Origin of the sequence: Sphingobium sp. AntQ-1 (genome assembly GCF_028538045.1) — a bacterium.
GTDB classification, from domain to species: domain Bacteria; phylum Pseudomonadota; class Alphaproteobacteria; order Sphingomonadales; family Sphingomonadaceae; genus Sphingobium; species Sphingobium cupriresistens.
This window is the reverse complement of record NZ_CP117158.1, coordinates 1,025,300-1,050,987: the sequence shown is the minus strand read 5'-3', so window position 1 is coordinate 1,050,987 and position 25,688 is coordinate 1,025,300. Positions and strand designations below refer to the sequence as shown.

30 protein-coding genes are annotated in these 25,688 nt (G+C 66.1%); 10 read left to right on the top strand and 20 right to left on the bottom strand.

The genetic code is table 11. The features are described 5' to 3' along the window. Positions 1 to 56: 56 nt before the first annotated feature. Positions 57 to 1,667 (top strand): ATP-binding protein, encoded by a 1,611-nt coding sequence (locus sphantq_RS05220; RefSeq protein ID WP_129926795.1) that lies wholly within the window; start codon positions 57 to 59, stop codon positions 1,665 to 1,667. 21 nt (positions 1,668 to 1,688) lie between these two features. On the opposite strand, the gene sphantq_RS05215 is transcribed toward sphantq_RS05220, so the two are convergent. Next, positions 1,689 to 2,468, bottom strand: a complete 780-nt coding sequence (locus tag sphantq_RS05215; RefSeq protein ID WP_066604064.1) for a TSUP family transporter — start codon at positions 2,466 to 2,468, stop codon at positions 1,689 to 1,691. 191 nt (positions 2,469 to 2,659) lie between these two features. Beyond that, positions 2,660 to 3,688 carry a polyprenyl synthetase family protein gene (locus tag sphantq_RS05210; RefSeq protein WP_066605565.1) on the bottom strand — a complete coding sequence of 343 codons (1,029 nt, stop codon included), beginning with the start codon at positions 3,686 to 3,688 and terminating at the stop codon, positions 2,660 to 2,662. A gap of 105 nt (positions 3,689 to 3,793) precedes the next feature. Between sphantq_RS05210 and sphantq_RS05205 the strand changes: the two genes are divergently transcribed. Next, a complete protein-coding gene (locus tag sphantq_RS05205) occupies positions 3,794 to 4,072 on the top strand; it encodes a chorismate mutase (RefSeq protein WP_066604061.1) in 279 nt (92 codons plus the stop codon). A 14-nt stretch (positions 4,073 to 4,086) separates the two neighbouring features. Here the strand turns inward: sphantq_RS05205 and sphantq_RS05200 are convergent, their stop codons facing one another. From sphantq_RS05200 to sphantq_RS05170, 7 genes are all read right to left on the bottom strand, one after another. Then, complete coding sequence (locus tag sphantq_RS05200; protein WP_129926793.1) at positions 4,087 to 4,626, bottom strand: hypothetical protein; 540 nt, start codon at positions 4,624 to 4,626, stop codon at positions 4,087 to 4,089. A gap of 107 nt (positions 4,627 to 4,733) precedes the next feature. Further along, positions 4,734 to 5,684 carry a cupin-like domain-containing protein gene (locus sphantq_RS05195; protein ID WP_272799757.1) on the bottom strand — a complete coding sequence of 317 codons (951 nt, stop codon included), beginning with the start codon at positions 5,682 to 5,684 and terminating at the stop codon, positions 4,734 to 4,736. A gap of 81 nt (positions 5,685 to 5,765) precedes the next feature. After that, positions 5,766 to 6,656 carry a DMT family transporter gene (locus sphantq_RS05190; RefSeq protein ID WP_272799756.1) on the bottom strand — a complete coding sequence of 297 codons (891 nt, stop codon included), beginning with the start codon at positions 6,654 to 6,656 and terminating at the stop codon, positions 5,766 to 5,768. A gap of 140 nt (positions 6,657 to 6,796) precedes the next feature. Then, positions 6,797 to 7,021, bottom strand: a complete 225-nt coding sequence (locus tag sphantq_RS05185) for a hypothetical protein (protein WP_066604055.1) — start codon at positions 7,019 to 7,021, stop codon at positions 6,797 to 6,799. Between the two features lie 100 nt (positions 7,022 to 7,121). Continuing rightward, positions 7,122 to 7,769 carry a heme exporter protein CcmB gene (locus tag sphantq_RS05180; protein ID WP_129926790.1) on the bottom strand — a complete coding sequence of 216 codons (648 nt, stop codon included), beginning with the start codon at positions 7,767 to 7,769 and terminating at the stop codon, positions 7,122 to 7,124. Beyond that, on the bottom strand, positions 7,766 to 8,365 hold the full coding sequence (gene ccmA / locus sphantq_RS05175) for a heme ABC exporter ATP-binding protein CcmA (RefSeq protein WP_066604050.1): 600 nt from the start codon (positions 8,363 to 8,365) through the stop codon (positions 7,766 to 7,768). Before ccmA ends, sphantq_RS05180 begins: the two co-directional genes overlap by 4 nt. After that, positions 8,362 to 8,769, bottom strand: coding sequence for a metallopeptidase family protein (locus tag sphantq_RS05170; protein ID WP_066604047.1), 408 nt, complete (start codon positions 8,767 to 8,769; stop codon positions 8,362 to 8,364). The genes ccmA and sphantq_RS05170 overlap by 4 nt, the downstream gene beginning before the upstream one ends. A gap of 57 nt (positions 8,770 to 8,826) precedes the next feature. Between sphantq_RS05170 and sphantq_RS05165 the strand changes: the two genes are divergently transcribed. After that, positions 8,827 to 9,117 carry a 4a-hydroxytetrahydrobiopterin dehydratase gene (locus tag sphantq_RS05165; RefSeq protein WP_066604045.1) on the top strand — a complete coding sequence of 97 codons (291 nt, stop codon included), beginning with the start codon at positions 8,827 to 8,829 and terminating at the stop codon, positions 9,115 to 9,117. A 4-nt stretch (positions 9,118 to 9,121) separates the two neighbouring features. Here the strand turns inward: sphantq_RS05165 and sphantq_RS05160 are convergent, their stop codons facing one another. The 3 genes from sphantq_RS05160 to sphantq_RS05150 all read right to left on the bottom strand — a co-directional run bounded on the left by sphantq_RS05160 (position 9,122) and on the right by sphantq_RS05150 (position 12,732). Then, the gene (locus tag sphantq_RS05160; RefSeq protein ID WP_272800184.1) at positions 9,122 to 9,601 is read right to left on the bottom strand and encodes a hypothetical protein; all 480 of its coding nucleotides are present in this window, start codon (positions 9,599 to 9,601) and stop codon (positions 9,122 to 9,124) included. A 29-nt stretch (positions 9,602 to 9,630) separates the two neighbouring features. Further along, the gene (locus sphantq_RS05155) at positions 9,631 to 11,967 is read right to left on the bottom strand and encodes a patatin-like protein (RefSeq protein WP_272799755.1); all 2,337 of its coding nucleotides are present in this window, start codon (positions 11,965 to 11,967) and stop codon (positions 9,631 to 9,633) included. Positions 11,968 to 12,033: 66 nt separating this feature from the next. Continuing rightward, positions 12,034 to 12,732: an endonuclease/exonuclease/phosphatase family protein gene (locus sphantq_RS05150; protein WP_066605555.1), complete on the bottom strand. Its 699-nt coding sequence runs from the start codon at positions 12,730 to 12,732 to the stop codon at positions 12,034 to 12,036. Positions 12,733 to 12,821: 89 nt separating this feature from the next. Between sphantq_RS05150 and radA the strand changes: the two genes are divergently transcribed. Both radA and sphantq_RS05140 read left to right on the top strand, forming a co-directional pair. Beyond that, positions 12,822 to 14,189 (top strand): DNA repair protein RadA, encoded by a 1,368-nt coding sequence (radA, locus tag sphantq_RS05145; protein ID WP_272799754.1) that lies wholly within the window; start codon positions 12,822 to 12,824, stop codon positions 14,187 to 14,189. Between the two features lie 11 nt (positions 14,190 to 14,200). Then, entirely contained in the window at positions 14,201 to 14,719 is a 519-nt protein-coding gene (locus sphantq_RS05140) for a CvpA family protein (protein WP_129926786.1), read from the top strand. Between the two features lie 11 nt (positions 14,720 to 14,730). On the opposite strand, the gene sphantq_RS05135 is transcribed toward sphantq_RS05140, so the two are convergent. The 4 genes from sphantq_RS05135 to sphantq_RS05120 all read right to left on the bottom strand — a co-directional run bounded on the left by sphantq_RS05135 (position 14,731) and on the right by sphantq_RS05120 (position 18,627). Then, the gene (locus sphantq_RS05135; protein ID WP_129926825.1) at positions 14,731 to 15,627 is read right to left on the bottom strand and encodes an NAD-dependent epimerase/dehydratase family protein; all 897 of its coding nucleotides are present in this window, start codon (positions 15,625 to 15,627) and stop codon (positions 14,731 to 14,733) included. Between the two features lie 26 nt (positions 15,628 to 15,653). Further along, a complete protein-coding gene (gene proB, locus sphantq_RS05130) occupies positions 15,654 to 16,781 on the bottom strand; it encodes a glutamate 5-kinase (RefSeq protein WP_066604040.1) in 1,128 nt (375 codons plus the stop codon). A gap of 100 nt (positions 16,782 to 16,881) precedes the next feature. Next, positions 16,882 to 17,979: a GTPase ObgE gene (obgE, locus tag sphantq_RS05125; RefSeq protein ID WP_066604038.1), complete on the bottom strand. Its 1,098-nt coding sequence runs from the start codon at positions 17,977 to 17,979 to the stop codon at positions 16,882 to 16,884. Positions 17,980 to 18,009: 30 nt separating this feature from the next. After that, on the bottom strand, positions 18,010 to 18,627 hold the full coding sequence (locus tag sphantq_RS05120) for a TetR/AcrR family transcriptional regulator (protein ID WP_066604035.1): 618 nt from the start codon (positions 18,625 to 18,627) through the stop codon (positions 18,010 to 18,012). A gap of 54 nt (positions 18,628 to 18,681) precedes the next feature. Between sphantq_RS05120 and sphantq_RS05115 the strand changes: the two genes are divergently transcribed. After that, positions 18,682 to 19,533, top strand: a complete 852-nt coding sequence (locus sphantq_RS05115; RefSeq protein ID WP_272799753.1) for a metal-dependent hydrolase — start codon at positions 18,682 to 18,684, stop codon at positions 19,531 to 19,533. 31 nt (positions 19,534 to 19,564) lie between these two features. Beyond that, positions 19,565 to 20,098: a GNAT family N-acetyltransferase gene (locus tag sphantq_RS05110; protein ID WP_272799752.1), complete on the top strand. Its 534-nt coding sequence runs from the start codon at positions 19,565 to 19,567 to the stop codon at positions 20,096 to 20,098. A 14-nt stretch (positions 20,099 to 20,112) separates the two neighbouring features. Here sphantq_RS05110 and sphantq_RS05105 read toward each other — a convergent pair whose 3' ends face one another. The 3 genes from sphantq_RS05105 to rplU form a co-directional block, all read right to left on the bottom strand. Next, positions 20,113 to 20,688 carry a GNAT family N-acetyltransferase gene (locus tag sphantq_RS05105; RefSeq protein ID WP_129926784.1) on the bottom strand — a complete coding sequence of 192 codons (576 nt, stop codon included), beginning with the start codon at positions 20,686 to 20,688 and terminating at the stop codon, positions 20,113 to 20,115. A 304-nt stretch (positions 20,689 to 20,992) separates the two neighbouring features. Continuing rightward, the gene (gene rpmA, locus sphantq_RS05100; protein WP_066604014.1) at positions 20,993 to 21,262 is read right to left on the bottom strand and encodes a 50S ribosomal protein L27; all 270 of its coding nucleotides are present in this window, start codon (positions 21,260 to 21,262) and stop codon (positions 20,993 to 20,995) included. A 34-nt stretch (positions 21,263 to 21,296) separates the two neighbouring features. Next, positions 21,297 to 21,662, bottom strand: a complete 366-nt coding sequence (gene rplU / locus sphantq_RS05095; RefSeq protein WP_066604011.1) for a 50S ribosomal protein L21 — start codon at positions 21,660 to 21,662, stop codon at positions 21,297 to 21,299. Between the two features lie 191 nt (positions 21,663 to 21,853). Between rplU and sphantq_RS05090 the strand changes: the two genes are divergently transcribed. The 3 genes from sphantq_RS05090 (at position 21,854) to ybaL (ending at position 24,135) form a co-directional block, all read left to right on the top strand. Continuing rightward, complete coding sequence (locus sphantq_RS05090) at positions 21,854 to 22,249, top strand: hypothetical protein (protein ID WP_272799751.1); 396 nt, start codon at positions 21,854 to 21,856, stop codon at positions 22,247 to 22,249. Positions 22,250 to 22,304: 55 nt separating this feature from the next. Then, positions 22,305 to 22,430 carry a hypothetical protein gene (locus tag sphantq_RS05085; protein ID WP_269076436.1) on the top strand — a complete coding sequence of 42 codons (126 nt, stop codon included), beginning with the start codon at positions 22,305 to 22,307 and terminating at the stop codon, positions 22,428 to 22,430. A 67-nt stretch (positions 22,431 to 22,497) separates the two neighbouring features. Beyond that, on the top strand, positions 22,498 to 24,135 hold the full coding sequence (gene ybaL, locus sphantq_RS05080) for a YbaL family putative K(+) efflux transporter (RefSeq protein ID WP_066604006.1): 1,638 nt from the start codon (positions 22,498 to 22,500) through the stop codon (positions 24,133 to 24,135). On the opposite strand, the gene sphantq_RS05075 is transcribed toward ybaL, so the two are convergent. After that, on the bottom strand, positions 24,132 to 25,670 hold the full coding sequence (locus tag sphantq_RS05075) for a cryptochrome/photolyase family protein (protein ID WP_272799750.1): 1,539 nt from the start codon (positions 25,668 to 25,670) through the stop codon (positions 24,132 to 24,134). The genes ybaL and sphantq_RS05075 overlap by 4 nt on opposite strands. Between the last annotated feature and the right edge of the window lie 18 nt (positions 25,671 to 25,688).

Sequence of the window (25,688 nt, the reverse complement as noted above, 5' to 3'; positions counted from 1 at the left end):
CCATGTTCGTCGGTCGCGAACAGGAATGCCGCGCATACGAAGGGACGATAAAGGGAATGGACAGCCTGATCGGGGACGCGGAACGCTATCGCATCCTGTTCGAAACGATGGAGGACGGCTTCTGCATCATCGAATTTTTCGATGGTCCCCATGGTCCCTTGAGCGACTATATCCATGTCGAGGCGAACGCCGCCTATGAACGTAATGCCGGCATTCCCAATGTCGTGGGGCAAAAGCTGCGCGAAATGGTGCCGGACGAAGCGGACGGCTGGGTCGAATTATACGGTAGCGTGCTTCGCACGGGCAAGCCGATCCGTTTCCAGCGCGAACTGGAAAAGACAGGCCATTATCTCGACGTCTCCTCCTTCCGCGTAGGCCCGTTTGAAAACCGGCAGGTCGCGGTGCTGTTCAAGGATATCAGCGCGCAAGTGAAGGCGCAAAAAGCGCTGCGCGACCTTAACGACACGCTCGAAGCCCGCATCGCGCAAGCGCTGGCGGAGCAGGAGGAAGCGGAAGGCGCGCTGCGCCAGGCGCAGAAAATGGAGGCGGTCGGCCAGTTGACCGGCGGTCTGGCCCATGATTTCAACAATCTTCTGGCCGGCATTTCCGGCGCGTTCGAAATGATCGGCGTCCGGCTGGCGCAGGGCCGCACGGGGGATATCGACAAATATCTGACCGCCGGGCAGGGCGCGACCCGCCGCGCCGCCGCGCTCACCCATCGCCTGCTCGCTTTCTCCCGCCGCCAGACGCTCAGCCCCAAGCCCACCGTCGTCAATCGGCTGCTGGGCGATTTTTCCGAACTGGTCCGCCGTACCGTCGGCCCGCAGATAGAGGTGCAGACGATCGCCGCCTCTGGCCTGTGGCCCGCCCTGGTTGACGCCAACCAGCTGGAAAATGCGCTGCTCAACCTCTGCATCAACGCGCGCGACGCGATGCCCGCCGGGGGCAAGATCACGATCGAGACGGGCAATCGCTGGCTGGACGATCGCACCGCACGCGATCATGGCCTGACGCAGGGCCAATATGTCACCATTTGCACCAGCGATACCGGGACCGGCATCGACAAGGCGATCCTAGACCGGGTGTTCGACCCCTTTTTCACCACCAAGCCGATCGGCCAGGGGACGGGTCTTGGCCTCTCCATGGTGTATGGCTTCGCGCGGCAGAGCAACGGCCATGTCCGCATCTATTCCGAACCCGGCGATGGCACGATGGTCTGCATCTACCTGCCCCGCCATCGCGGCGAGGAGGATGTGGATTCGCCCGACATCGCCGAGCCGGTTGTCGAGGCGGAGGCGGGCGAGACGGTGCTGGTGATCGACGATGAACCGTCGGTGCGGATGCTGATCGTCGATGCGCTGCAGGATCTGGGCTATGCCTGCCTGGAGGCGGCGGACGGACCATCGGGCCTGCGCATCCTGGAATCACGCGGCCGGATCGACCTGCTCATCACCGATGTCGGCCTGCCCGGTGGGCTGAACGGTCGCCAGGTCGCCGACGCCGCCCGCACGCTGCGTCCTGATCTTCGGATATTGTTCGTCACCGGCTATGCCGAAAACGCCGTGCTGAACCATGGTCATATCGAACATGGCATGGAAGTGCTGACCAAGCCCTTCGCTATGGATGAACTGCACCGCCGCGTCGCGACGCTGTTGCAGGCGGAATAGGCAAAAGATACGGCCGGAGCATCATCCGAACAGATAGATATGGATCGGGTTCTGCGGGTCCAGCAGCATCTTGGCGGTCAGCGCCAGCGACATGATGATCAGCAGCGGCTTGATCAGCCGCGACCCGAACCGCATCGCCAGATGCGACCCGATCTGCCCGCCGAACAGGCTGCCCACCGCCATACACAGGCCCGCGACCCAGATCACATGGCCACCCGCGACCATGGTCAGCAGGCCCGCGACATTGCTCGCGAAATTGGCGGCCTTAGTCTGGGCCGTCGCGCGTAGGATCGACAGGCCGCCGAGCGCCAGCAAGATGGTGGTGTAGAAGGCGCCCGCGCCCGGCCCGAAAAAGCCGTCATAGAAGCCCACTACGCCGACAAGGCCCGTCAGGCCCGCCATGCCGACCCGCGCATGGCGATCGGCGTCGCCCAGCTTGGGCGAGAAGGTGAAATAGGCGGCCATCGCGACCAGCAGCGCGGGCATCAGCCCGGCCAGGATCGACGGATCGACCCGCTGCAACAGCCATGCTCCGGCCACCGACCCGACAAAGGCGGCGATGATCGGCCCCTTGTAGGTTTTAAGGTCCATATGCCCGCGCCGCGCATAGGCGACGCACGCGCCAAAGGTGCCGAAACAGCTTTGCAGCTTGTTGGTCGCCACCGCCTGCACCGGCGGTATGCCAGCGGCCATCAGCGCGGGCAGAGTAATCAGCCCGCCGCCGCCCGCCATCGCGTCGATGCACCCGGCCATCGTTGCTGCGGCCATGAGGAAGGCGATGGTTTCGGGGGACAGGATCAAGACCAGGAAGCCTTATTATGCTCCCGTTCGTGCTGAGTAGGGGCTGAGCGAAGTCGAAGCCCCATATCGAAGCATCCGCGCCAAGCTCAATCCTTCGATACGCCACTTCGACTTCGCTCAGTGGCTACTCAGGACGAACGGACCATTAAAGTCAGTATCGCGACAGGAAACGAGCAAACCCGCTTATTCCCTCAATAGGCGCGCGCTATAGCGAACTCCACCGCTTCGGTAAGGGCCGCTTTGGCCTTGCCGGCCTCGAAGCGCCCCAGCGCGTCAATCGCCCGCTGGCCATAATGGCGCGCGCGCGCCAGCGTGTCGGCGATCGCCCCGGTCTGGCGGAGCAGGCCGGTTGCATGGGCCAGGTCTTCGTCGCTGATCTTGTGACCCGCGATCGCCGCCTTCCAGAAAGCGCGATCCGCCTCATCCCCACGCGCATATGCCAGGATCACCGGCAACGTCACCTTGCCGTCGCGGAAATCGTCGCCCGCATCCTTGCCCATGGTCGCGCCGTCCGATTCATAATCGATCGCATCGTCGATCAACTGGAATGCGATGCCCAGATTGCGGCCATAAACGTCCAGCGCCTGCTCCTCCGCCTCGTCGCGGTCGGCGACAACGGCGGAAATGCGACAGGCGGCGGCGAACAGGGCGGCGGTCTTGGCGCCGATAATGTCCAGATATTGTTCTTCGCTGGTGTCGATCTTGCGCTGCGCGGTCAACTGGTTGACCTCGCCCTCCGCGATCACCGCCGACGCATTGGCCAGGATCTTGAGCACCTTGAGCGACTCGGCTTCCACCATCAACTCGAAGGAACGGGAGAAGAGGAAGTCGCCCACCAGCACGCTGGCGCTGTTGCCCCAGATGATGTTCGCGGTCTTGCGCCCCCGCCGAAGCCCCGATCCGTCGACGACATCGTCGTGCAACAGCGTGGCGGTGTGGATGAACTCGACCGCGGCGGACAATTTGTAATGGCGCGACCCGGCATAGCCGACCAGGTCGGCGCAGGCCAAGGTCAGCATCGGCCGCAATCGCTTGCCGCCGCCCGCGATCAGGTGGCCGGCCAATTCCGGGATCAGCGGGATGCGCGACTGCATCCGGTCCAGGATCACGGCATTGACCTGGTTCATGCCGTCGGCGACGAGCGCCATGATGGGGGCGAGCGAGGGGGCGCTGTTGGCGCGGCCGATCGGGTGGACGTTACCGGGGGCGGGTGCTGTCATGACCGCGCCCATGTGGCGATGCAAAATGTGAAAGGCAAGCGGGAATAGCTTGCGCGACGCGCCGGATGCGGCAAAAAGCGCGCCATCTGGAACCGGAGGCCCCACGTGGACGAGACTTTGAACCGCTATCGCGAAAGCATCGACAATATCGACGCGGCGCTGGTGTTCATGCTGGCCGAACGGTTCAAGGTCACCCAGGCGGTCGGCGAGCATAAGGCGACTCACGATCTGCCCCCCGCTGATCCTGGCCGAGAAGAGCGCCAGATCGCCCGCCTGCGCCAGTTGGCGCAGGATGCGAAGCTCGATCCCGACTTCACCGAAAAATTCCTGCGCTTCATCATCGACGAGGTGATCCGCCACCACGAACAATTGCGCGAGGGGTAGGGCTTTACTGGCGGTCAGTCTCTGCCGACCGGGGCTTTGACTGGCCCGGCGCCTGCGGCCGCCGGAGATGGCGCTGGCGCCGCTATTGGGGCAGGTTCCGCGCGTTTTTTCATGGTATCCAGACCGCCTGTGACCATCAGCTGCAAAAGCGCATGATATTGCTCGGATGTGATCGCGCCCTGCGCCCAGGCCAGGCAGCTATTCCAACCCATCTGACGATAGATTTCAGCATCCTGTGTTCGCTGAAACGTCTGGAGCAAAGTGGCGGTCACGGCGTCGGAGAATTTTGCGTCTATTCCCTTCGCTGTGAGTCCGGCAGTGGATGTCGCGCCATAAGCGACCGCGGCATCCGGCAGAGATTCCGCGCAGAAGCGCCTTGCCGTATTCGTGTCCATCAACACGGCCGTCCGGCGATCGCCGGTCATTGTGTAAACGGCCGGATTCTCCATAGCATAGACCTGTAACGGATCACTTTTCCACGCCGTCACAAGACCGGCACATCCAGGCAGCGTTACGCAACAAGCAATGGCCATTAAGCGAATCGCGAACATCATCGTTCCCCCTGTCGTTTCGACAGCGGAAGCATAGGTGATGGAGCCTTTGGGCGAAGACGCAACCCGGTCCGTTTCGGTGGGAAGAATGAGGTCGGGCCATTGGGCGACTACCCAGCCGGATAGCTCTCATGCCCGCCATTGTCCCAATGGAAGCCGGTATAGGTCAGCATAGTCGCGAAACTCTCCGACCGCACCTGATGCCACCAGCCTATGGGCACGAACAGCAGGTCGCCCGGCGTCAGCAGCACCTCATAGCGCAGCACGTCCTGCGCCTGCTGGTAGAGCGCCAACCGCGCGGGATCGGTAATATCGCGTACATCGCTGAACACATGCGACGTGTGCGCCAGCCGCTGCGTCTGCGACGGCGGGATCAGGATCACGCGCTTGGTCCCCGTCACCTGCGCCAGCAGATTGTTGGTCAGGTCGAAGTGCAGCGGCGTGAACGTGCCTTCGCCGCCGATCCAGACCATCCCCGGCGCGCGCGTCAGATAGGCGTCCAGATGCCCCAGGTCCGCCGCCAGCGGCGCCAGCGCCGGCGCATTGGCGGCGCTGTTCGACGCGGTCAGATAGGCATCGTTGCCGCCCGCCCGCGCCAGGGCGATGAACTGGCGGAAGGGCGCGCGCTTGCGGTGCCGATCCTTCTTCAGCTCATAATCCTGCGCACGTGATCGCCCGCCCTGATATTCGATCTCGGCGTCGCCGATCGTTTCGGCCAGATAATCAGGCGTCCACCGCTCCAGCGCCGGCCAATCCGCCATGGCGCCCTTGATCAGCACTGGCCGTCCCGGCGCGTAGAAGCTGTGCAGGAAATCCTCGCCCGACAGATTTTCGGCGGTCAACAGGCCCGAAGCATAGGGGGACAGCGCCCGCTGCCGCTCCTGCACCGACAGCAGCCAGTCGCGCCGCTTCAGCGCCAGCCTATCTTCGGCAGCCTGCGGCTTGAGGGCGGGCGCTGGTGCAGCCAGGCGCGGCGCTGCGCCGAAATCAATCTGTCGCAGCGCCATCTGCATCCGCATGTCATGGGCCTGGGCGGGAAGGGAAGGCGGGCGCTTGCTCATGCCACCCCTTATCGCGCGCTCATGACAGCGATGTTGCAGAAAATGACGGTTGCGTGACGGGCTATTCCAAGACCGCGCCGTTCAGGCCGGCTCGACCAACTCGGCCTTCCTGCCCTGCGACCGGCCCAGCAATACGCCGCCCAGCGCCAGCGCGAAACCCACGATCTGCACCGGCCCCAGCCGCTCGCCAAACAGCAGCCACGCTTCGATCGCGGCCAGCGGCGGCACCAGCAGCAACAGCATCGACATGCGCGTCGGCCCCTGATGCCGCACCAGCCACACCAGCAGCGACAGCCCCGCCGCCGACAGCCCCAGCACCGACCAGCCAAGGCCGATCCACAACATAGGATCATTGTCCCAGCGCCATTCGCCCACGATCAGCGTCGCGGCGATCGCCACCATCGCCCCGCCCAAATTCTGCACCGCGCCGGACATCAGGATCGGGTCGCCCGCAATCTGGCCGCGCTGGATCAGCGTCCCGCCGGTCATGGCGATCACCGCGATCACCCCCGCCACCACCGGGACCAGCCCGGTCGCCCCCGCGCTGCTGCGCTCCAGCGCAGGCAGCAGCACGCACACAACCCCGCCGATTGCGATCGCCAGCCCGACCCAGTTGCGCCCCGGCAACCGCTCTCCCATCAGCGCGACGCTCGCCACCGCCACCATCAAAGGCTGGGTCGCGCCGAGCAGCGACATGATCCCGGCCGGCATCCCGCGGCCGACCGCCCACCAACTGACGGTCAGGTACAGGCCGTGCAGCATCGCCCCCGCCGCCAGATGCAGTCCCAGCCGCTTGCCCCTTGGCCACGCCTGCCGCGCGTAAAGAGCCGCCCCGCCCAGCAATAGCGTCGTTGCGGTCAGGCGCACCGCCAGGATCAGTTCCGGCGCGCCATGCGGCACCACCGCCCGCGCGACGATGAAGCCGGTTGACCAGATCAGGACGAACAGGATGGATGCGACGATACCGAACATCCGCCGCCTTTGGCGCAAGGGCAGGGCGATGTCGAGCAGGCGCAAAGGAGGAGGGGACAGAGGCTCGCCCTCTCATCCCTGCAAATGGCGATTGGGCAGGTGACCCGCCTTGGCTATCGCAGCGGCACCGTCTCTCGCGCTTAGGGGGTAAGCGCCATCGTCGCCGCCTGGATCATCTGCCGGTGCGCATCGCTGCCGCGCGCTACGTCCAGCCAGGGCTGGCCGGTCGCCGATCCGCGGCTCTCATGCCATATCTTGCCCGCGACAAGGTCGATCTCCTCGTCAGTCGGCTGATGCCGGTCAGCCAGGCATCGCATCAGCAGCGCATGAAAGATATTGCCGGAATTCGTCTGAATTCGGTTCATGAGCATCCTCTCCTGGCGCCGATGTTCTCTCGGCTGCCGTAAGGGAAATTGCCAGATTCGCCGCCGTTCGTCAATGAACGGGAGTCACGTCGCGAAATGCCTATTCCCGCCCCGCCCGGATCGCCGCCCCGCCAGCGAAGGGCGTGATCGCCACCATCAGCAGCGACGCCGCGCCCAGGAACTTCAGCGCTGCGCCGCTGCCATCGCCCAGCGTCCCCGCGCCAAAAATCAGCAGCGGCACCGCCAGCGGCAGCGCCAGCAATCCCGCGAGCGCGCCGCTCGATCGCAGCCCGGCGGTCAGCGTCGCCACCAGCAGCCCCAGCGCCGCCAGCGCGGGCGTGCCGATCAAAAGCCCGATCTCCAGTTGCATGATCGTCGCCCCGTCCAGCTTCAGCAGCGTCGCGGCGGGCAGGGTAGCGAGCATCAGCGGCGGGCCGAAGCCCAGCCAATGCGCCGCCAGCCGGGCGATCACCACCATTTCCTCGCCGATGCCGCGCAGCGCGATCTGGTCCAGCACGCCGCTGTCCCGGTCCGGCGCGACCAGCCGGTCGACCGGCAACAGGCTGGCGAGCAGCGCGGCGATCCACAGCATTCCGCCGCCGGTGCGCCCCAGCAGCGCGGCATCCGGCCCGACCGCAAAGGGGTAGAGGCTGGCGACCAGCAGCAGGAACGCGACCGGCAGCCACAGCCCCGCCGACGCCCAGGCCTGGCGCAAATCCCGCGCGGCGAGCAGCCAGAGCAGCCTCATGCCGGCTCCGCCTGATAGTCGCCGAGCACGATCAGCACCGGCGCGTCGATCGGCAGCGGCTGGTGGGAGGCTGCGACCACGATCCCGCCCGCCGCCAGATGCGTCGCCACCGCCGCGCCCAGCAACGCCGTGGACGCCGTGTCCAGCCCGTTGCCCGGCTCGTCCAGCAGCCAGATCGCCGCCCCGCTGGCGATCACCCGCGCCAGCATCGCACGCTTGCGCTGCCCGGTCGACAGCATCCGCACCGGCACCTCGGCCAGCGCTGTCAGCGCCATCGCGTCCAGCGCCGCCGCCACCGCCTGGCCGTCGGCCCGATCCAGCCTAGCCCAGAAATCGAGCGCTGGGCGCAACGGCAGGTCGGCGTCCAGCGCCAGACGCTCGTCGGTCAGCGCGATCCCGCCGGTTCGCTCCACCGTGCCTGCAAAGGCCGGCAGCAGCCCGGCGATGACTCGCAACAGGCTGGACTTGCCCACGCCATTGGGACCGGTCAGCAACGCGCCGCCCCCCGCCGTCAGCGACAAATCAACGTCCCGGAACAGCATCCGCCCCCCGCGCAAACAGGCCAGCCCGTGCAGGCGCAGCGCCGCCCCGCTCATGAGGCGACCATATCCTCCAGCACATGCATATCGATGTCGGACAGGCCGAAATGATGGCCGATCTCATGCACCACAACATGGGTGATGAGCGCGTCGAGCGGCACGCCGGTTTCGACCCATTCGTCGAGCAGCGGGCGGCGGAACAGATGTACGGTCGGGGGCACGTCCCCGGTCTGCGCCTCCTGGCCCACCGGACGGCCGCTATACAGGCCGGTCAGGCCGAACGGGTCGTCAATCTCCATTTCCTTCAAGATGTCGGCTGGCGCGAACTCCTCCACGAACAGCACGACATCGGACAGATGCGCGTTGAACGGGTCGGGCAGGCGACTGAGCGCCTCCAGCGCGAGCGTCTCGATCTCCTGGGGGGTCGGGGCGAAGCGGAGCGGTTGACCGGGGTGCGACATGCCTGCCACATAACCCAAGGCATTTCAGGCCCCAAGGCATTTCATGAGGATAGGGACATGATTGGCAAACTGAGCGAAGAGGATCGCGCCGTCGCGCTGGCCGACCTGCCGCAATGGACCAGCGTGGCGGAGCCGGAAGGCATATCGCGCCGCTTCACCTTCACCGATTTCGTCGGCGCCTTCGGCTTCATGACGCGGGTCGCGATACTGGCCGAAAAGGCGGATCATCATCCCGAATGGTCGAATGTCTATAACAGGGTGGACATTCTTCTCACCACCCATGACGCGGGCGGCCTGTCACAACGCGACATCGACCTCGCCCATGCGATCGACGCGCTGGCGGATTGAGCATTCAGTAGTTGGAGACGCCCTCGATCCGGTCCTCATAACCCCGCAAGGCCGCCGTCACAGACCGATCGCCCGCATAGCGCCGCCGCAGCATCGCCAGCTTCGCGTCGGTGCCGCTGCACAATTCGGCGATATTTTCGGCGATATAGGCGCGCCGTTCGGCGTCATGGGGTTCTTCGCCACGAAAATGGTCACATCCGTCGCGGCCCACCATGAAGCTGGTGACTTCCTGCGGAAAGGGCAGCGCCGACCCGCCATCGTCGGACGGCGGCAGGTCCAGCGCGTTGCGCGGCGCCGGTTGCGCGCGCACGGTTACGACCGGTAACGCCTTCACCGGCGCGATGACGGGTTCGACGGGGGGCTGCAGGGGGGCGGCTTCTGGTTCGATCGAGGCGACGGTGGCGACTGGCTGCGACGAGCGATTGTCGGCCTGCGCATTGTCGGCGGACGAGCCGCGACAACCGGCGACCAAGGCCAGCATCAGCACCACAGGAACCAGACCCAAACGCCCGCTCACCCGATCTCCTCCCGCAAGCTGGCGATCAAATCGGCTACATGGGGCAGCCGCGACTCTTCTTCGTCCAGGATCGCCAGAAACGCGGCCCGCCTATAGTCGGCCAGAGCGTCGGGCGAAAGGCGGGTTGCTGCGGGCATTGCCGAAATCACGATGTCCAGAAGCCGCTCGGCGCCGTGCAATCGGCCCCACAGATAGTCATTCTCGCGATAGACCCTGCTAAAGAACGCGCCGAAGTTGTTGAATTCAATGCCCTTGAGTGTGGCGGCCGCGCCACCGCCGCGTATCGCGCCACAATCTTCCGGCGAAATCCGGTCGACTTTCACCGGATCATATTCATCCAGAGTGTCACCCTGGAGCAACGGTAGGGTGGCGATGTCGGTGAAGGGAAAGCCCAGATAGGCGAGCAGCATCGTCCGCCGCCCCGTCTTGGGCAGCGCCGCGAAGGCGTCCGCCAGCATCTGGTCGGCCGCCTCGTCCCGCGCCTTCAACCCCCACGCCTGTGCCACCGCCGCCAGCGCGGCGGCGGCATCGGTCGACACCGCCTTGGCCGCCGCGGCGACGTCGGGGCCATGAAAGTCGCTATCCTCGCATTCGGCATAGAGCGTCAGCGCGCCATAGATGGCGTCGTGCATCCCCTGCACCGCAGGATCGTCGGCCTGCGCGTCCAGTTCCAGCGTGTCGGCCAGTCGCCGCGCCAGATAGCGCAGGCGGCGGATGCGAAAGGCCAGGTCGTGGGCGCGGAAGAAGGCGACCGGGGCGGAGGCCGAACCGCTCTCAGCGCTCAACTGGTCGGCGCCATCCTTGCGGATATCGGCCCAGATCGCCTGGCGATAGCTTTCGCGCATCATGGCGCTGTCTTCGCCGCTCAGGCGGAACAGCAGCGCGCAGAGCGATTCGACAATGCCCGACAATTTCAGGTGCCCATAGGCCGGATAGGCGAAGCCCGCCGCGCTCGCCGCCCGCTGCTGCGCCTTGGCGCGCCAGGCGGACAGGCGCGTGGGCGTCGGCCGGTCCAGGAACAGCATCTTGCCGATCGCGCTCTCCACCTCCGCCTCGATGCCGGGACGCAGCGCGTCCAATATCCGCCGCATCCGCCGGATGCGCGTGCTGTGCCGGTCGATAGCCTCCAGATTGTCGCGGATCGGCTGTTCGCGCGGAATGTCCGACAGCGCGCCGAAAATGGTGCGGAAGAAGCCGGGCAGGGGCGTGTCCGCCCCGGTCGGCGCCTCCTGCTGCTCGCCTTCCTTGTTCAAGCGGATGGATCGGTGCCCCGGCTTGGGATCGATATAGACGAAGCGTCGGTCGACTTCACGGCGCGAGGGCCGGTTGCGCAACGCACCGATCGCCTGCGCGAAGGGGGCGTTGGCCAGCACCGATCCGTCGATCAGCACCGCGTCCTCGGCCGTACCGCGCGCCGCATGGCGGGGCAGGGCGCGGCCCAGAAAGGCGTCGCGCGTCGGCCAGGCGCGATGGCGGCGCTTCAACACCCGGTCCAGTTCGCGCACGGTGAAGGGCGGGAAGGCGCCGGGGAAGCTGGCGGTCGCGCGCGCCGCGAACACCAGTTCGGCCGGATCGGCGAACGGTCGCTCCCCGCGTCCGCGCGCCTTGAAGCCGATCGACAGCCGATGCTCGGTCTCGATCACCTGCGGCGGGCTGTTGAGGTTCAGGCTTTGCGGATGCCCCTCGAAATCGGTGACGGTGACGAACAGGTCCAGCGGATGCCCGTCGGGTAGCAGCGGCGGACCATTGCCGGTCGCCGCCATCGCGTCAAAGGCGTCGACCAACATGGTGGAGAATATCTCCCCGCCAAAGGGTGGCTCGAACCAGCGCGACCGGATGAAGCGGGAGAGTTTCATCCGCACTTCTTCGCGCGTGTCCGGGGCCACGGTGCGCTCCACCGCATCGCCTGGCCGCCGCGCCGCCATCCAGACCAGGGGCGTCGCCCAGAATTTGGTCATGGCGCGGGCCGGGCGCGCGTCGGGGTCCAGCAGCCGGTCGACATCGGCATTGTCCAGCCACATGCGTGTCAGCGGCTCCAGCGACTGGCCCGTCTCGATCGCCTGCGCCAGGAAGATGCCGTTGATCCCGCCCGCGCTGGCGCCCGCGATGATGTCCGGCATCACGCGCAGCCGCACGCCGCTGGCCGCCTCCATCGCCGCCAGCGCCTGGGCATAGACCGCCTCGCTGCCGCCGCCGTCGCCCGGCGCGCCCTCATGAAAGGCGCGGCTGGCGCGCGCCAGATGCCACACCTCCTTGGTGATGCCATGCATGTAGATCGCCAGGCTGATGCCGCCGTAGCAGACCAGCGCCAAGCGCAATTCCCGCTCCTTCATGGGGGGAACGTCGCAGAGGGCGGGGGACTTGTCGAGACTGACAAGTCAAAACAACGGAGGCAGCGGCTACCCAACCGAAAACTCCGCCCAGATCGGCAGATGGTCCGACGCCTTCCTCGCCGCACCGCTTTCATGGACGCCGCAATCCTTGAGCGTCAGCTTGCCGCAATGCATGATCCGGTCGAGCCGCGCCACCGGCCGCCGCGCATGGAAGCTCCGGCCGCAGGGCGCGAAACTATAGTGCCGCGCAAAGTCGGCCAGGCAGCCACGCCCCGCGCTCCATTCATTCAAGTCGCCCATCAGCACCGTGGGCATCGCCGCGCCCTGAGCCGCGGCATGGATCACCGCGGCGGCCTGCTTGCGTCGCCACAGTCCCGACAGGTCGAGATGCATCCCGAACACGCGCACGCTCGCGCCGCCCGTCGTCACCTCCGCCATGGTCGCGCCGCGCGGCTCCAGATAGGGCAGGTGCAGCACGTCATGCGCGCCCAGTTCGGCGCTCTTGCGCACCAACAGCGCATTGCCGTGCCAGCCCATCGAATCGGCCTGCACGTCCAGCGGCACCGCTTTATAGTCGCTCTGGCTGTCCATCAGCCGTGGCGGGATCGCCGCCGACCGCACGCCGAAACGCCGGTCGGCCTCCTGCAAAGCGATAATATCGGCGTCGACTTCCGCCAGCACCTCCAGCACCCGTTCGGGCATCCGCCGCCGGTCGGTGCCGATGGCCTTGCGGATATTATAGCTCGCGACGCGAATAGTTTTCATGGCCGTAACAATGCGCCAGCGCGCCGGATGTTTCCAGCGGCGCGATCGATGTTCTTGCATTGTTCGCACTTGCCCGCCATATCGTGACCATGGCTAAGGCAAAGCGCAAATTCGTCTGTCAGCAATGCGGCGCCGTCGCGGCCCGCTGGCAGGGCCAGTGCGAGGATTGCGGCGAGTGGAACAGCATCGTCGAGGAAGCGGCCGAAACCGTCTTCTCCTCGCGCCACGATCTGCAAAATGGCGGCCGCGCGATCGCGCTGATCGGCCTCGACAGCAAGGTCGAACTGCCGCCGCGCACCAGCACCGGCATCGCGGAGTTCGACCGGGCGCTGGGCGGCGGTATCGTCGCGGGCTCCGCGACGCTGATCGGCGGTGATCCGGGCATCGGCAAATCGACCCTGCTGTTGCAGGCAGCGGCGCGGGTCGCCGCGCGCGGTCTATCGGTGGCCTATATCAGCGGCGAGGAAGCGACCGACCAGGTCCGCTTGCGCGCGCAGCGACTGGGCCTGGGCAATGCGCCGGTCATGCTCGCCAGCGCGACGTCGGTGCGCGACATCCTGACGACCCTGAGCGAAGGGCCGCCGCCCGCCCTGCTGGTGATCGATTCGATCCAGACCATGCATAGCGACCTGATCGAGGGCGCGCCGGGCACCGTCAGCCAGGTCCGGGCCTCGTCCCAGGAACTCATCAAATTCGCCAAGCAGCGCGGCACCGCGCTGATCCTGGTTGGCCATGTGACCAAGGATGGCAGCATCGCCGGCCCGCGCGTACTGGAACATATGGTCGACACCGTGCTGGCGTTCGAAGGGGAGCGCAGTCACCAATATCGCATCCTGCGCGCGATCAAGAACCGCTTCGGCGGCACGGACGAGATTGGCGTCTTCGCCATGGTGGCCGAGGGGCTGGAGGAAGTCGCCAACCCCTCGGCCCTGTTCCTGACCCAGCGCGACGAGACGGTGACGGGCGCGACCGTCTTTCCCGCGCTGGAAGGGACGCGGCCGGTGCTGGTCGAAATCCAGGCGCTGGTCGTGCGCCTGTCGAGCGGCGCCACGCCCCGGCGTGCGGTGGTCGGCTGGGACAGCGGGCGGCTGGCCATGGTGCTGGCCGTGCTGGAGGCGCGCTGCGGCCTCAGCTTCTCGACCTGCGAAGTCTATCTGAACGTCGCGGGCGGCTATCGCCTGTCCGATCCCGCCGCGGACTTGGCCGTCGCCGCCGCTCTGGTGTCGGCCCTGTCGGAAAAGCCGTTGCCGTCGGACGTTATCCTGTTCGGCGAGATTGCGCTATCGAGCGAAATCCGCCCTGTCGCCCATGCCCCGCTGCGGCTGCGCGAAGCGGCCAAGCTCGGCTTCAACCGCGCTTTCCTCCCCGCCGCCGCGGCCGACGGGGTGAAGGGAATCGCGGTCAGTGGTTTCCGTACCCTCGCGCAGCTTGTTGACCAGATGCTGGGACGCGGATAGCCACGCTGGCAATGAACGCCATCGACATATCCGTCCTGCTCGCCATCGGGGGTTGCGCCGTGCTGGGCCTCATGCGTGGTTTCGTGCTGGAAACCCTCTCGCTCATCGCCTGGGTGCTGGCGATCTTCTGCATCCGCCTGTTCCACGCCTCCGTCGCCGAAGTGCTGACGCCCTTTGTTGGCGCCCCCAGCGGGGCGGCGATCCTGGCGCTGGTGCTGGTGTTCGGCGTCACTTTCGGCGCGGGCAAGATGATCGCCCACGCCATCGGCCGCCGAACCCGCCAATCGGTGCTGGGACCGGTCGACCGGGTGCTGGGCGGCGGCTTCGGCGCGGTCAAAGGGCTGATCGGCGCGACCCTGCTCTTTCTCGCCTTCAGCCTGGTCTATGACACATTCTACGGCAGCGGCGCGCGCCGCCCCGACTGGCTGTCGGACGCCCGCACCTACCCGCTGCTCAACGCCAGCGGCCAGGCGATCAGCGAATTTCTGGCGGAACAGCGGGCGAAGAAGCCTGCGATGGAAAACCAGTAACCTCCGTTCGGTTACAGCCACCCCTTCTCCCGATAGGCCGCCACCGTCGCCGTCAACCCATCCTGCGTCTTCACTTGCGGCAACCATAGCCGCTTGGGCGGCTGCTTGCGCTTGGCGACGACCCAGTCGGGATGGCAGAAATAATCGACCCGATCCGGCGTCAGCTTGGCCTTTTTACCGCGCACCATCCGGTCGGTCCGCGCCGCGATGTTCAGCAGCCATCCCGGCGTGGCGAAGGTCCGCACCGTCCGCCCTACAGCCTGGCCGATCGCGGCCCCGAAATCCTGATGATCCCAGCCGCCCGGCGTGCCGTCATCCACCTCATAAGTGCGCGTCAGGCTGTTCTCGCGCTCCTGCGTCAACGCCAGCAACAGCGCCGCCAGATCGCGCACATGGATCACCGACAAGCGCCCGCCCGGCGGCAGCAGCATGATGCCGCGCTTGGCCATGCGGAAAAGCTCCAGCATTTCCTTGTCGCCCGGCCCGTAAATCGCTGGCGGGCGGACGATCGTCCAATCCAGCCCGCTCGCCTTCACATGCTTCTCGGCCAGTTCCTTGGACCATCCATAGTCGGACAGGCCCGGCTCGCGCGCCGCCAGCGATGACACATGGATCAGCCTCTTGATCCCGCGTTTCCGCATCGCATCGACCACCGCCATCGTGCCGCGCGCATTGCCCGCCTCAAAACCCTCGCGGTCGGGCGCGTTCACCACGCCTGCGATATGGATCACCGCATCGGCGTCGCGCACCAGCGCATCGAGCGCGGCGGCATCGTCCAGCGACCCATGCACCCATTTCAGCTTCGCGCGCGGCGGCTGCGCCCGGCGGGTCAGCGCATTGACGCGCAGTCCGTCCGCCAACGCCTGCTCCAAAGTCTCGGCGCCGACGAACCCCGTCGCGCCCGTCATGGCGATCCGCATCTGCTGCATGTCTCTCAGACCATCGCCATATGGTCGCGATGGACCAGCACCGATCGCGGCATTTCACCCAGCAGCGCAGCGATATCCTCGCTGCGCTTGCCCGCGATCTTCACGGCGGCCTCGCTGTCATATTCGATCAGCCCGCGCGCGATCACCCGGCCGTCCTGCGCGACGATGTCGACCACGTCGCCGCGATCGAATACGCCTTCGACACTGGCGACGCCAGCGGGCAGCAGGCTGTTGCCCTTGTCCAACGCCTTTTCCGCGCCTGCATCGACGATGATCCGCCCGCGCGTGGTCAACCGACCGGCCAGCCAGCCCTTGCGCGCGCCTTTTCCTTGGGCGGCCAGGAAGATCGACCCTTTGCCGCCACCTGCCCAATGCGACAGCGGCGCGTCGACCTTGCCCGAAATGATCGCCAGATGCGCGCCCGCGCCGGTCGCGATCCGCGCCGCCTGGATTTTCGACACCATGCCGCCCGACCCCATGCCGGACGCCGACCCGTCGTCGGCCATAGCCGCGATCCGCGCGTCGATCGTCTCTATCGTCTCTATCAGCATGGCGCTGGCATCGGCGTGCGGGTTGGCGGTGTAAAGCCCATCAACATCGGAAAGCAGCACAACCGCGTCAGCCCGTGCCGCCTGTCCGATGCGCGCCGCCAGCCGGTCATTGTCGCCGAAGCGGATTTCGGCCGTCGCCACGCTGTCATTCTCATTGACCACCGGCACGACATTGAGCGCCATCAGCCGTTCCAGCGTGGCTGATGCATTCAGGTATCGGCGGCGATTTTCCAGGTCGTCCAGCGTCACCAGCATTTGGGCTGCGGTGATGCCCTTTTCGTCGAGCAGGCTGGCCCAGCATTGCGAGAGGGCGATCTGCCCCGTCGCCGCCGCGGCCTGCGCATCCTCCAACGACCCGCGCCCGCCCTTGGGCAGCTTCAGCCGCCGCGCGCCCAGCGCGATCGCGCCCGACGACACGATGATGACCTGCTGCCCCGCCGCGCGACGCACCGCGACATCGGCGACCAGCGTGCGCAGCCAGTCCACCCGCACCGCGCCCGCCGGATCGACGAGTAGCGCGGAGCCGATCTTGACGACCAGGCGGCGGACGAGGGCAGGGGGGAAACCGGAGAAGGCGTTCATGGCGGTCTAAAACAACATCCGTTCGGTTCGAGCTTGTCGAGAACCCTCGCGCATGGTTCTCGACAGGCTCGAACCAAAAGGAGGTAGGGCTATGGCGCCGTCAGATCGGCGACCATGTCCCGTCGCCCTCGTCCGCGCCCTCGCTTTCCGCGTCGCGCGCATCCTCGTCCATTACCAGCAGCACCGCGTCGAGCAGCGCGCCCACGCCCTCGCCGGTCGCGCCGGAGATGATGAACACGTCCTCGACGCCCGCCTCGTCACGCAGTTGGCCGGCAATATCCTCCATCAGCTCCTGCCCCAGCAGGTCGCCCTTGTTGAGCACGACGATCTGCGGCTTCTCGTCCAGCCCCTCGCCATAAGCGGCCAATTCCTCGGTGACGATATGAAAGGCCTCGATCGGATCGTCGGTGGTCGCGTCGATCAGGTGCAGCAGCACGCGGCACCGCTCGATATGCCCCAGGAAGCGATCGCCGATGCCCACGCCCTCGGCTGCGCCGGCGATCAGGCCGGGAATATCCGCCAGCACGAACTCGCGGTCGCGGTGCAACACCACGCCCAGTTGCGGCTTGGTGGTGGTGAAAGCATAGGCGCCGACCTTCGCCTTGGTGTTGGTCACCTGATTGATGAGCGTAGACTTGCCCGCATTCGGCATCCCCACCAGCCCGACATCGGCCAGCAGCTTCAGCCGCAGCCACACCCACATTTCCTGCCCCGGCCAGCCCGTGCCATGCTGGCGCGGCGCGCGATTGGTGCTGGTCTTGTAGGACATGTTGCCCCGGCCGCCGTCGCCGCCACGCAGGAAGGTGACGCGCTGCCCGACCTCGGTGAAGTCGGCCAGGACGTCCTGGTCCTCATAGTCGCAATTGCCGTCCTCGTCCTCGCTGCCTTCGATCGGCTTGGGGTCGGACAATATCTGGGTGCCGACCGGCACCTTGATGATCAGATCCTTGCCGCCTGCGCCATAGCGGTTCTTGCCCATGCCGGGCGTGCCGCGCTGCGCCTTGAAATGCTGGGTATAGCGGAAGTCGATCAGGGTATTGAGGCCCTGCACCGCTTCGAAGATGATGTCGCCGCCCTTGCCGCCATTGCCGCCGTCGGGACCGCCATATTCCTCATATTTTTCGCGGCGAAAACTGACCGCGCCGGGGCCGCCCCAGCCGGATTTGATATAGATTTTGGCTTGATCGAGAAAATGCATGGGCGGCCCATAACCGCAAAAGGGGAAAAGTTAAACCTTGGCCTGCGCCGCTATGGCAGCAGCCTCCTGCATCAGCGCGAAAGTCAGGCTGCGCGTGGCGATTTCGCGCGCTTTTTCGCGCGGCAGGGCAAGCGCGGCGGCCATCGCGCCGCCCAGCTGCGAATCGCCCAGCGCCAGCAGCACCAGCATCAGCGTATTGTCCCGGATCAGTTCGGCCAGATGCGGGGTCAGCGCGCTCGCCGCCAGCTTGTCGACCAGCCGGTGGATCGCCTCCACCACCGGGTCCAACGCATCCTCATTGCCTGACGCCAGCATCCAGCTCGCCAGCGCGCCTGCGCCTTCCCGATCGAACGCATCGAAGGTCATGTCGACGATCGTGCGCGGGCTGACCTCGCCGCGCCGCGCCGCGTCCACCGCCTCGCCGATCTTGGCGGTGATCGTGTCGGCCAGATGCGCCGCCAGCGCCTTCTGCAATCCCGCCGCCGATCCGAAATGGTGCAGCAGATTGGCGTGCGTCCGTCCGACCCGCCCCGCCACGGCCTTCAGCGTCACCGCCTGCGGACCCGCCTCGATCAGCAGGTCGCGGGCCGCCTCCACGGCGATGAGGCGGCTTTCATCCGGGCTGAGGCGCGCGCGTTTTATTGACATGATTGTAAGCAACTCTTATTTACATCAATGTAAGTAACGACCGGAGACATCCCCATGACCCCGACCGACCTCACCATCACGCCGCGCGACCGCCGTTTCGGGCGAGACCGTGCAACAGCGCGACATTGGCTGAACGGCGACCCGATCGCCACGGCTTTCTTCAATGCGCTGTCGATCACCTTCCCGCGCGGCGAAGCCTTTTTCATCGAGAGCGTCCGCGCTTTCCGCGACGGCGTGCCCGACAGGCTGGCGGGCGAGATCGCCGCCTTCACCAAGCAGGAAGTCGTCCACAGCCGCGAACATATCGCCTTCAACCGGCAGGTGACCGACCATGGCTATGACGTATCCCGCCTCGACGCCGATGTGACGATGGTGCTGGACTTGGCCAAACAGCGCCCGCCGATCGCCAGCCTGGCCGCGACCATGGCGCTGGAGCATTTCACCGCCATCCTCGCCCATGAACTGCTTCGCGACCCGCGCCATCTCGACGGCGCCGACCCGGAGAGCGCGGCGCTGTGGCGCTGGCACGCGATCGAGGAGATCGAGCATAAGGGCGTGGCGCACGACACCTGGGTCCATGCCACGCGCGACTGGAGCCGCGTCAAACGCTGGTGGGTCAAGACGGCGATGATGCTGGTCGTGACCAGGCATTTCCTCCACCACCGCGCTCGCGGGATGATGGACCTGTTGCGGCAGGACGGCATTACCGGGCGACGCGCCTGGGGCGGGCTGCTGCGCTATGCGCTGGTGCGGCCCGGTATCGTGCGCCGGGTCGTGCGGCCGTGGCTGGGCTATTTCCTGCCCGGCTTCCATCCGTGGGCGATCGACGACCGCGCGCTCATCGCTCTCGCCGACAGCCCCTACGCCAATGCGCAGCCGGACGGCGCATTGCCTTCGACCGCTTGACCGGACGCGGGCAGGGGGCTCTTATCGGCGCATGACCGATGCCCCCACACTCGAAGCCACCCGCCTGATCCTCCGCCCCCACAGGGTCGAGGATTATGACGCCTGCCGCGCGCTCTGGGCCGACCCGGCCGTCGTGCGCCACATTGGCGGCGTCCCGCTCGACAGCCAGGCGGTCTGGTTCCGCATCCTGCGCTATGCCGGCATGTGGTCGCTGCTCGGCTATGGCATGTGGGTGATCGAGGAGCGCGACAGCGGCGCCTTCCTGGGGGAAGCGGGCCTGCTGAACGCCGAAAGGGGCCTTGCCGAACTGGAGGGCGTGCCGGAAGCCGGCTGGGTGCTCGGTCCGCCAGCCTGGGGCAGGGGGATCGCCACCGAAGCGATGCAGGCGATCCTCGCCTGGAGCGACGCCAATCTGGAAGCGCCGTCTATCCGCTGCATCATCGATCCCGGCAATATGGCCTCGATCAAGGTCGCCGAGAAACTGGGTTTCCAGATGCTGACCGACACCGAACTGGGCGGGAAGCCGACGCGGCTGTTCGATCGACCTAAAGCGAATCCCCTATAAAGGGAGGCGCCCAATCAGGCCGCCATCGGCACCACTGCATCGCGGTACAGGTCCATGGCCGGGTCATTATCCTGCCGCCCCGCATCGCCTTCCTCGAACAACAGGCAATCGACCATAGCGTCGCGGCCCAGGCTGTAGCGCCGCGCGGTCTGCCCGGTGAAGCGGAAGCCCAGCTTGCGCAGGACGTTGCCCGACGCGCGATTGTCGGCGAAATGGCTGGCGCGGATGGCGCGGACGCCGTTGGCGCGCGCCATGCCCAGCACGGCGCGGGCGGCCTCGGTGGCAAAGCCCAGGCCCCAATAGGGACGGGCGATCCAATAGCCCAGTTCCGGCGCGCCATCCTCGTCCAGATGCACGCCGCATCCGCCGACCAGGCGCGGCGCGCCCTGGGTGCGGGTGAAGGCCAGCAGGCGCGGCAGGTGCGGATGCTGCGGCAGGGCCAGAAACGCCTGCGCGTCGTCCAGTCCATAGGGGCTGGGCGCGCGCGACAGGTTGCGCAGAATCGCCGGGTCGTTGATCGTCTGGGCCAGCGTGGCGGCATCTTCCATCCAGCCCGGACGCAGGAGCAGGCGGGGGGTACGGGCAAACATTCTCGTCTCTCCTCTTGTCTGCGCCCTTAGCCGCCAATCATGACGACTTCGCGACGCGCGGTTCTGGATGAATCCCCGCCCGCAAGACGCGCGAGAAGACGTGGAGTTCCAGAGGCTTGAGGGAAATCGGAAGAGAAATGCACCCTTGTCTGTCAGCATCGTTCCGGCAAGGAACGGGCAACGGAAAAGGGGCGCTCCCATGAAAGGAGCGCCCCTTGTTTCCCTCGAAAACCGGCAGTTGCTGTCAAAGCCCTACCGGGAGGATCGCCCCTATTGCGGGGGACGATCCGTCATCGATCGTCCGTTATTCGGCCGCCTGGGCCAGTGCATCGACCGACACATATTTGCGGCCAAGCTTGCCGGTGTGGAATACCACGCGGCCTTCGTTCAGCGCGAACAGCGTGTGGTCCTTGCCGATGCCGACATTGCGGCCCGGATAGACGCGCGTGCCGCGCTGGCGAATGATGATGTTGCCGCCGATCACTTCCTGACCGCCGAACTTCTTCACGCCAAGGCGCTTCGACTCAGAATCGCGACCGTTGCGCGACGAACCGCCAGCTTTTTTATGTGCCATTGTCTAAACTCCTGGAATATCTGGCCGGAAGCGATCAGGCTTCGGCAGCAGCCGGCGCTGCGTCTTGGGTCTTGGCGGCGGCCTTGTCGGCCTTCTTGCTTTCGCCGCCGATCGACAGGATGCGCAGGATCGTGTGATTCTGGCGATGGCCGTTCTTGCGGCGATAATTGTGACGGCGACGCTTCTTGAAGACGATGACCTTCTCGCCCTTCGCCTGCGCGATGATTTCCGCCGCAACGGTCAACTTGGCTACGTCCTTCAGGTCGCCGCCTTCGCCGGCCAGCAGGACATCGCCCAGCGTCACCTGGTCGCCGGCTTCGCCAGCCATCTTTTCAACGACGATCTTGTCTCCGGCGGCGACGCGATACTGCTTGCCGCCTGTGCGCACGATAGCGAACATGGCTTGTCTCTTCTCGTTCAAATCTGCTTTACGCAGCTCACCAAAGACATGACGCCTTAGCCGACCCGCGCGGGAATGTGGCCCGTTAGTGGAATGACTCGCACCTGTCAACCGATGGCGGCGCAGGATGGGGGTGGTTTTACCGCGTCACCAGGCCTATCTTGGCGGCGAACAAGGGATAGCGACTATATATGCGGCACGCCATGGGGCAGGGATGGAATGGGAAGGTCGCGATCCTGCGCCTGACTGTCCTGATCGCCTTGTGGACGCTGATTCTGGTGACTTTATTGTCCGCGCTGGCGCCGCTGGGGCCACCGCTCAGCCGCGCCACGGGATCGGCTTTCAATCCCGCCACCACTGACGTCGTGCTCAAGGCGCGCGCCCAGGCCGCCGCGCAGTTAGTCGCTGCGCCGCGCCCCGATGGCGACGGCGCGCCGCCCCTGATTCTCGCTCTCGCCCTCGCGATCATCCTGCTGGCCGGCCTTCACGTTAGGCGGATCGCTTCCGCCGCTCGTCCTTCCCAAAATCCCCGTTCCTTCGCCCCGGCGCGCACCCGTCGCGCCCGTGCGCCGCCTGCCGCTTCCTGACGATTCGCGTCTTCGCCCGCACCTTGCGGGCATTCGTCGGAAGAAGGAGCATCCCATGGCTCGCAGGAAAGCACGGCGCACCCGTCGCCGCCCGCCCTGGTGGTTCATGCCCGCCGTCATGTCCGGTCTGGCCGTCGCCGCCGCAGGTCTGTCCGCGGTGATGATGACCGTCCTAGAATAATAATGTTAGACTGTACGACGGCGCGGCCCATAGCGCGCCGTCGGCAGCCGCATATCGAAAGCCACCCATGCCCCATCACACGCCCCTGATCGGCACTATCGTCGCCGGTCTCGTCGTCGCCTTCATCATGGGCGCTATCGCCCATCGCCTCAAACTCTCGCCGCTGGTCGGCTACCTCGTCGCCGGCATCATGGTCGGCCCCTTCACCCCCGGCTTCGTCGCCGATGCGGGCCTCGCCAACGAACTGGCCGAAATCGGCGTCATCCTGCTGATGTTCGGCGTCGGCCTGCATTTTTCGCTCAAGGATCTTCTTTCGGTCAAGAATATCGCGGTGCCCGGCGCGCTGGTGCAGATCGCGGTGGCCACCCTGCTCGGCATGGGCCTCTCTCACCTCATGGGCTGGCCGCTGATGGGTGGGATCGTCTTTGGCCTTGCGCTCTCGGTCGCCAGCACCGTCGTCCTGCTGCGCGCCCTCCAGGGCGGCGACCTGGTCGAAACGCGGCGCGGCCGCGTCGCGGTCGGCTGGCTGATCGTGGAGGATCTGGTGATGGTCCTGGCGCTCGTCCTGCTGCCCGCGCTCGCCAACGTCATCAACAGCGCCGACGCGGGCGGGGGCGCGGGGGCATTGATCGCGCCGCTGGTCGGCACCCTGCTCAAGGTCGCGGGCTTCGTCGCGCTGATGCTGGTGGTGGGCCGCCGCGTCATCCCCTGGGCGCTGCACTGGGTCGTCCACACCGGATCGCGCGAACTGTTCCGCCTCGCGGTCCTGGCGATCGCGCTGGGCGTGGCGTTCGGCGCGGCCTATGCGTTCGACGTGTCGTTCGCGCTGGGCGCCTTCTTCGCCGGCATGATCCTGGGCGAAACGCCCCTGAGCCGCCGCGCGACGGAGGAAACGCTCCCCCTGCGCGACGCCTTCGCCGTGCTGTTCTTCGTGTCGGTGGGCATGTTGTTCAATCCCGCCGTCCTGTGGGAACAGCCGCTGCCGCTGCTGGCCACCGTCGCGATCATCGTCGTGGGCAAATCGATCGCCGCCTATGCCATCGTCCGCCTGTTCCGCTATCCCAACGACACAGCGCTCACCATCGCGGTCAGCCTGGCGCAGATCGGCGAATTTTCCTTCATCCTCGCCTCGCTCGGCACCGGGCTTGGCGTCCTCCCGGCCGACGCGCGCGACCTGATCCTGGCCGGCGCGATCGTGTCGATCTTCCTCAATCCCATCCTCTTCTCGCTGGTCGTGCGCGACCGCAAGCAGGAGGAGGTGGACGATGAAGCCGCACGGGTCGCTGCGGCCCGGCCCGCGGTCGGCCATATCATACTCATCGGCTATGGCCGTGTGGGCAAGCTGATCGCGCTTGGCCTCACCCGGCGCGACATCCCCTTCATCGTGATAGAGGATGACCCGGAGAAGGCGGATGAGGCGCAGGAGGCCGGCCTGTCCGTCGTGCGCGGCAATGCGCTGGAGGACCGCCATCTCAACGCCGCCGGCGTGACCAAGGCGCGCCGCCTGCTGATCGCGGTGCCCGAAGGCTTTGAGGGCGGGGCGATCCACGAACATGCCCGCCACCTCAATCCTGATCTGGATGTCGTCGCCCGCGCGCACAGCGATGCGGAGGTCGACTATCTTCAGGGGCTGGGCGTCCCCCATGTCGTGATGGGCGAACGTGAACTGGCCAACCGGATGCTGGCGCTGTGCGGCGCGGCCTAATCCAGTGAAGCCAGGAACCGCGCCGCCTGCGCCCGCGTGGCGGCGCGGACCTGCTCGTCCATCCGCGCCCAGTTGCGGTATGGCATGGCGAGCCGGACATTGCGTCCCAGCGCACTCTCGTTACGCGCCAGGAAATCCCAGTAGAGCGCATTGAACGGACAGGCATCTTCGCCAATCCGCTGCTTCACGTCATAGCGGCATGTGCCGCAATAATCCGACATCCTGTTGATATACGCGCCGCCCGCCGCATAGGGCTTCGATCCCAGCAGGCCGCCGTCGGCAAACTGGCTCATGCCGATCGTATTGGGCAGCTCGACCCATTCATAGGCGTCGGCATAGACTTCCAGATACCAGACATGCACCTGATGCGGGTCGATCCCCGCCAGCAGCGCGAAATTGCCGGTGATCATCAGCCGCTGGATATGATGGGCATAGGCATGGTCGATCGTCTGTCCGATCGCCTGTGCCATGCAGTGCATGTCCGTCTCGCCGGTCCAGTAGAAGCCGGGCAGGGGCCGTGTGGCGCCCAGCGCGTTGCGCCGCGCATAGTCCGGTCCCTCATGCCAATAGACGCCGCGCACATATTCGCGCCAGCCGATGATCTGGCGGATGAATCCCTCGGCGCAATTGAGCGGCGCCTTGCCCGCCCGATAGCGCGCTTCGACCGCGCGGCACAGCGCCAGCGGATCGAGCAATCCGACATTGATATAGGGCGACAGGATCGCGTGCCACAGGAACGGCTCATCGGTCAGCATCGCGTCCTGATAGTCGCCAAAATGCGGCAGCGCCTCATCCAGGAAGCGCCGCTGTTGCCGCATCGCGTCCTCATGCGTCACCGCGAAATGGAAATGGTCTAGGCTGCCGATATGATCGGCGAAGCGATCCGCGACGATTCCCAGCACATCGCGCGTGATCGCATCGGGACGAAAGCGGATCGGCTGCGGCATCAGCAGGTCGCGCTGCGGCGGGGGCTTGCGATTGTCCGCGTCATAATTCCATTCGCCGCCTTCGGGCTTCCCTTCCGCCGTCATCAGCAGGCCAGTCTTGCGCCGCATGTCGCGATAGAAATATTCCATCCGCAACCGGGTGCGCGCCGCCGCCCATGTGTCGAACGCGCCATGGGAACAGAGGAAGCGATCATCTTCATGCACCGTGACCGGCAGGCCAAAGCGGAGCGCCCAGCCGTCGAGCATCGCCTGCACCCGCCATTCCCCGGCCTCGGTGACATGGATGGCGACTGGTTTGTGGCGTTCAACGGCCCGTGCGACTTCGCCGGTGAAGCTGCCGCTATTGGCGGTATCGTCTAGCTTTACATAATCAACCGTCCATCCCAACGCCCGCAACCGATCGGCATGATGCCGCATGGCGGACAGGATGAAGGCGATCTTGGCCTTGTGATGGCGGACATAGGTGGTTTCGTCCGCCACCTCCATCATCAGCACGACGCTGCGCGCCTTGTCCGCATCTCGTAGCGCGGCGATGTCGGGGGCGAGCTGGTCGCCCAATATGGCAATAAGAACAGGGCCGTCAGTCATGCCCATGGGAATGACTGA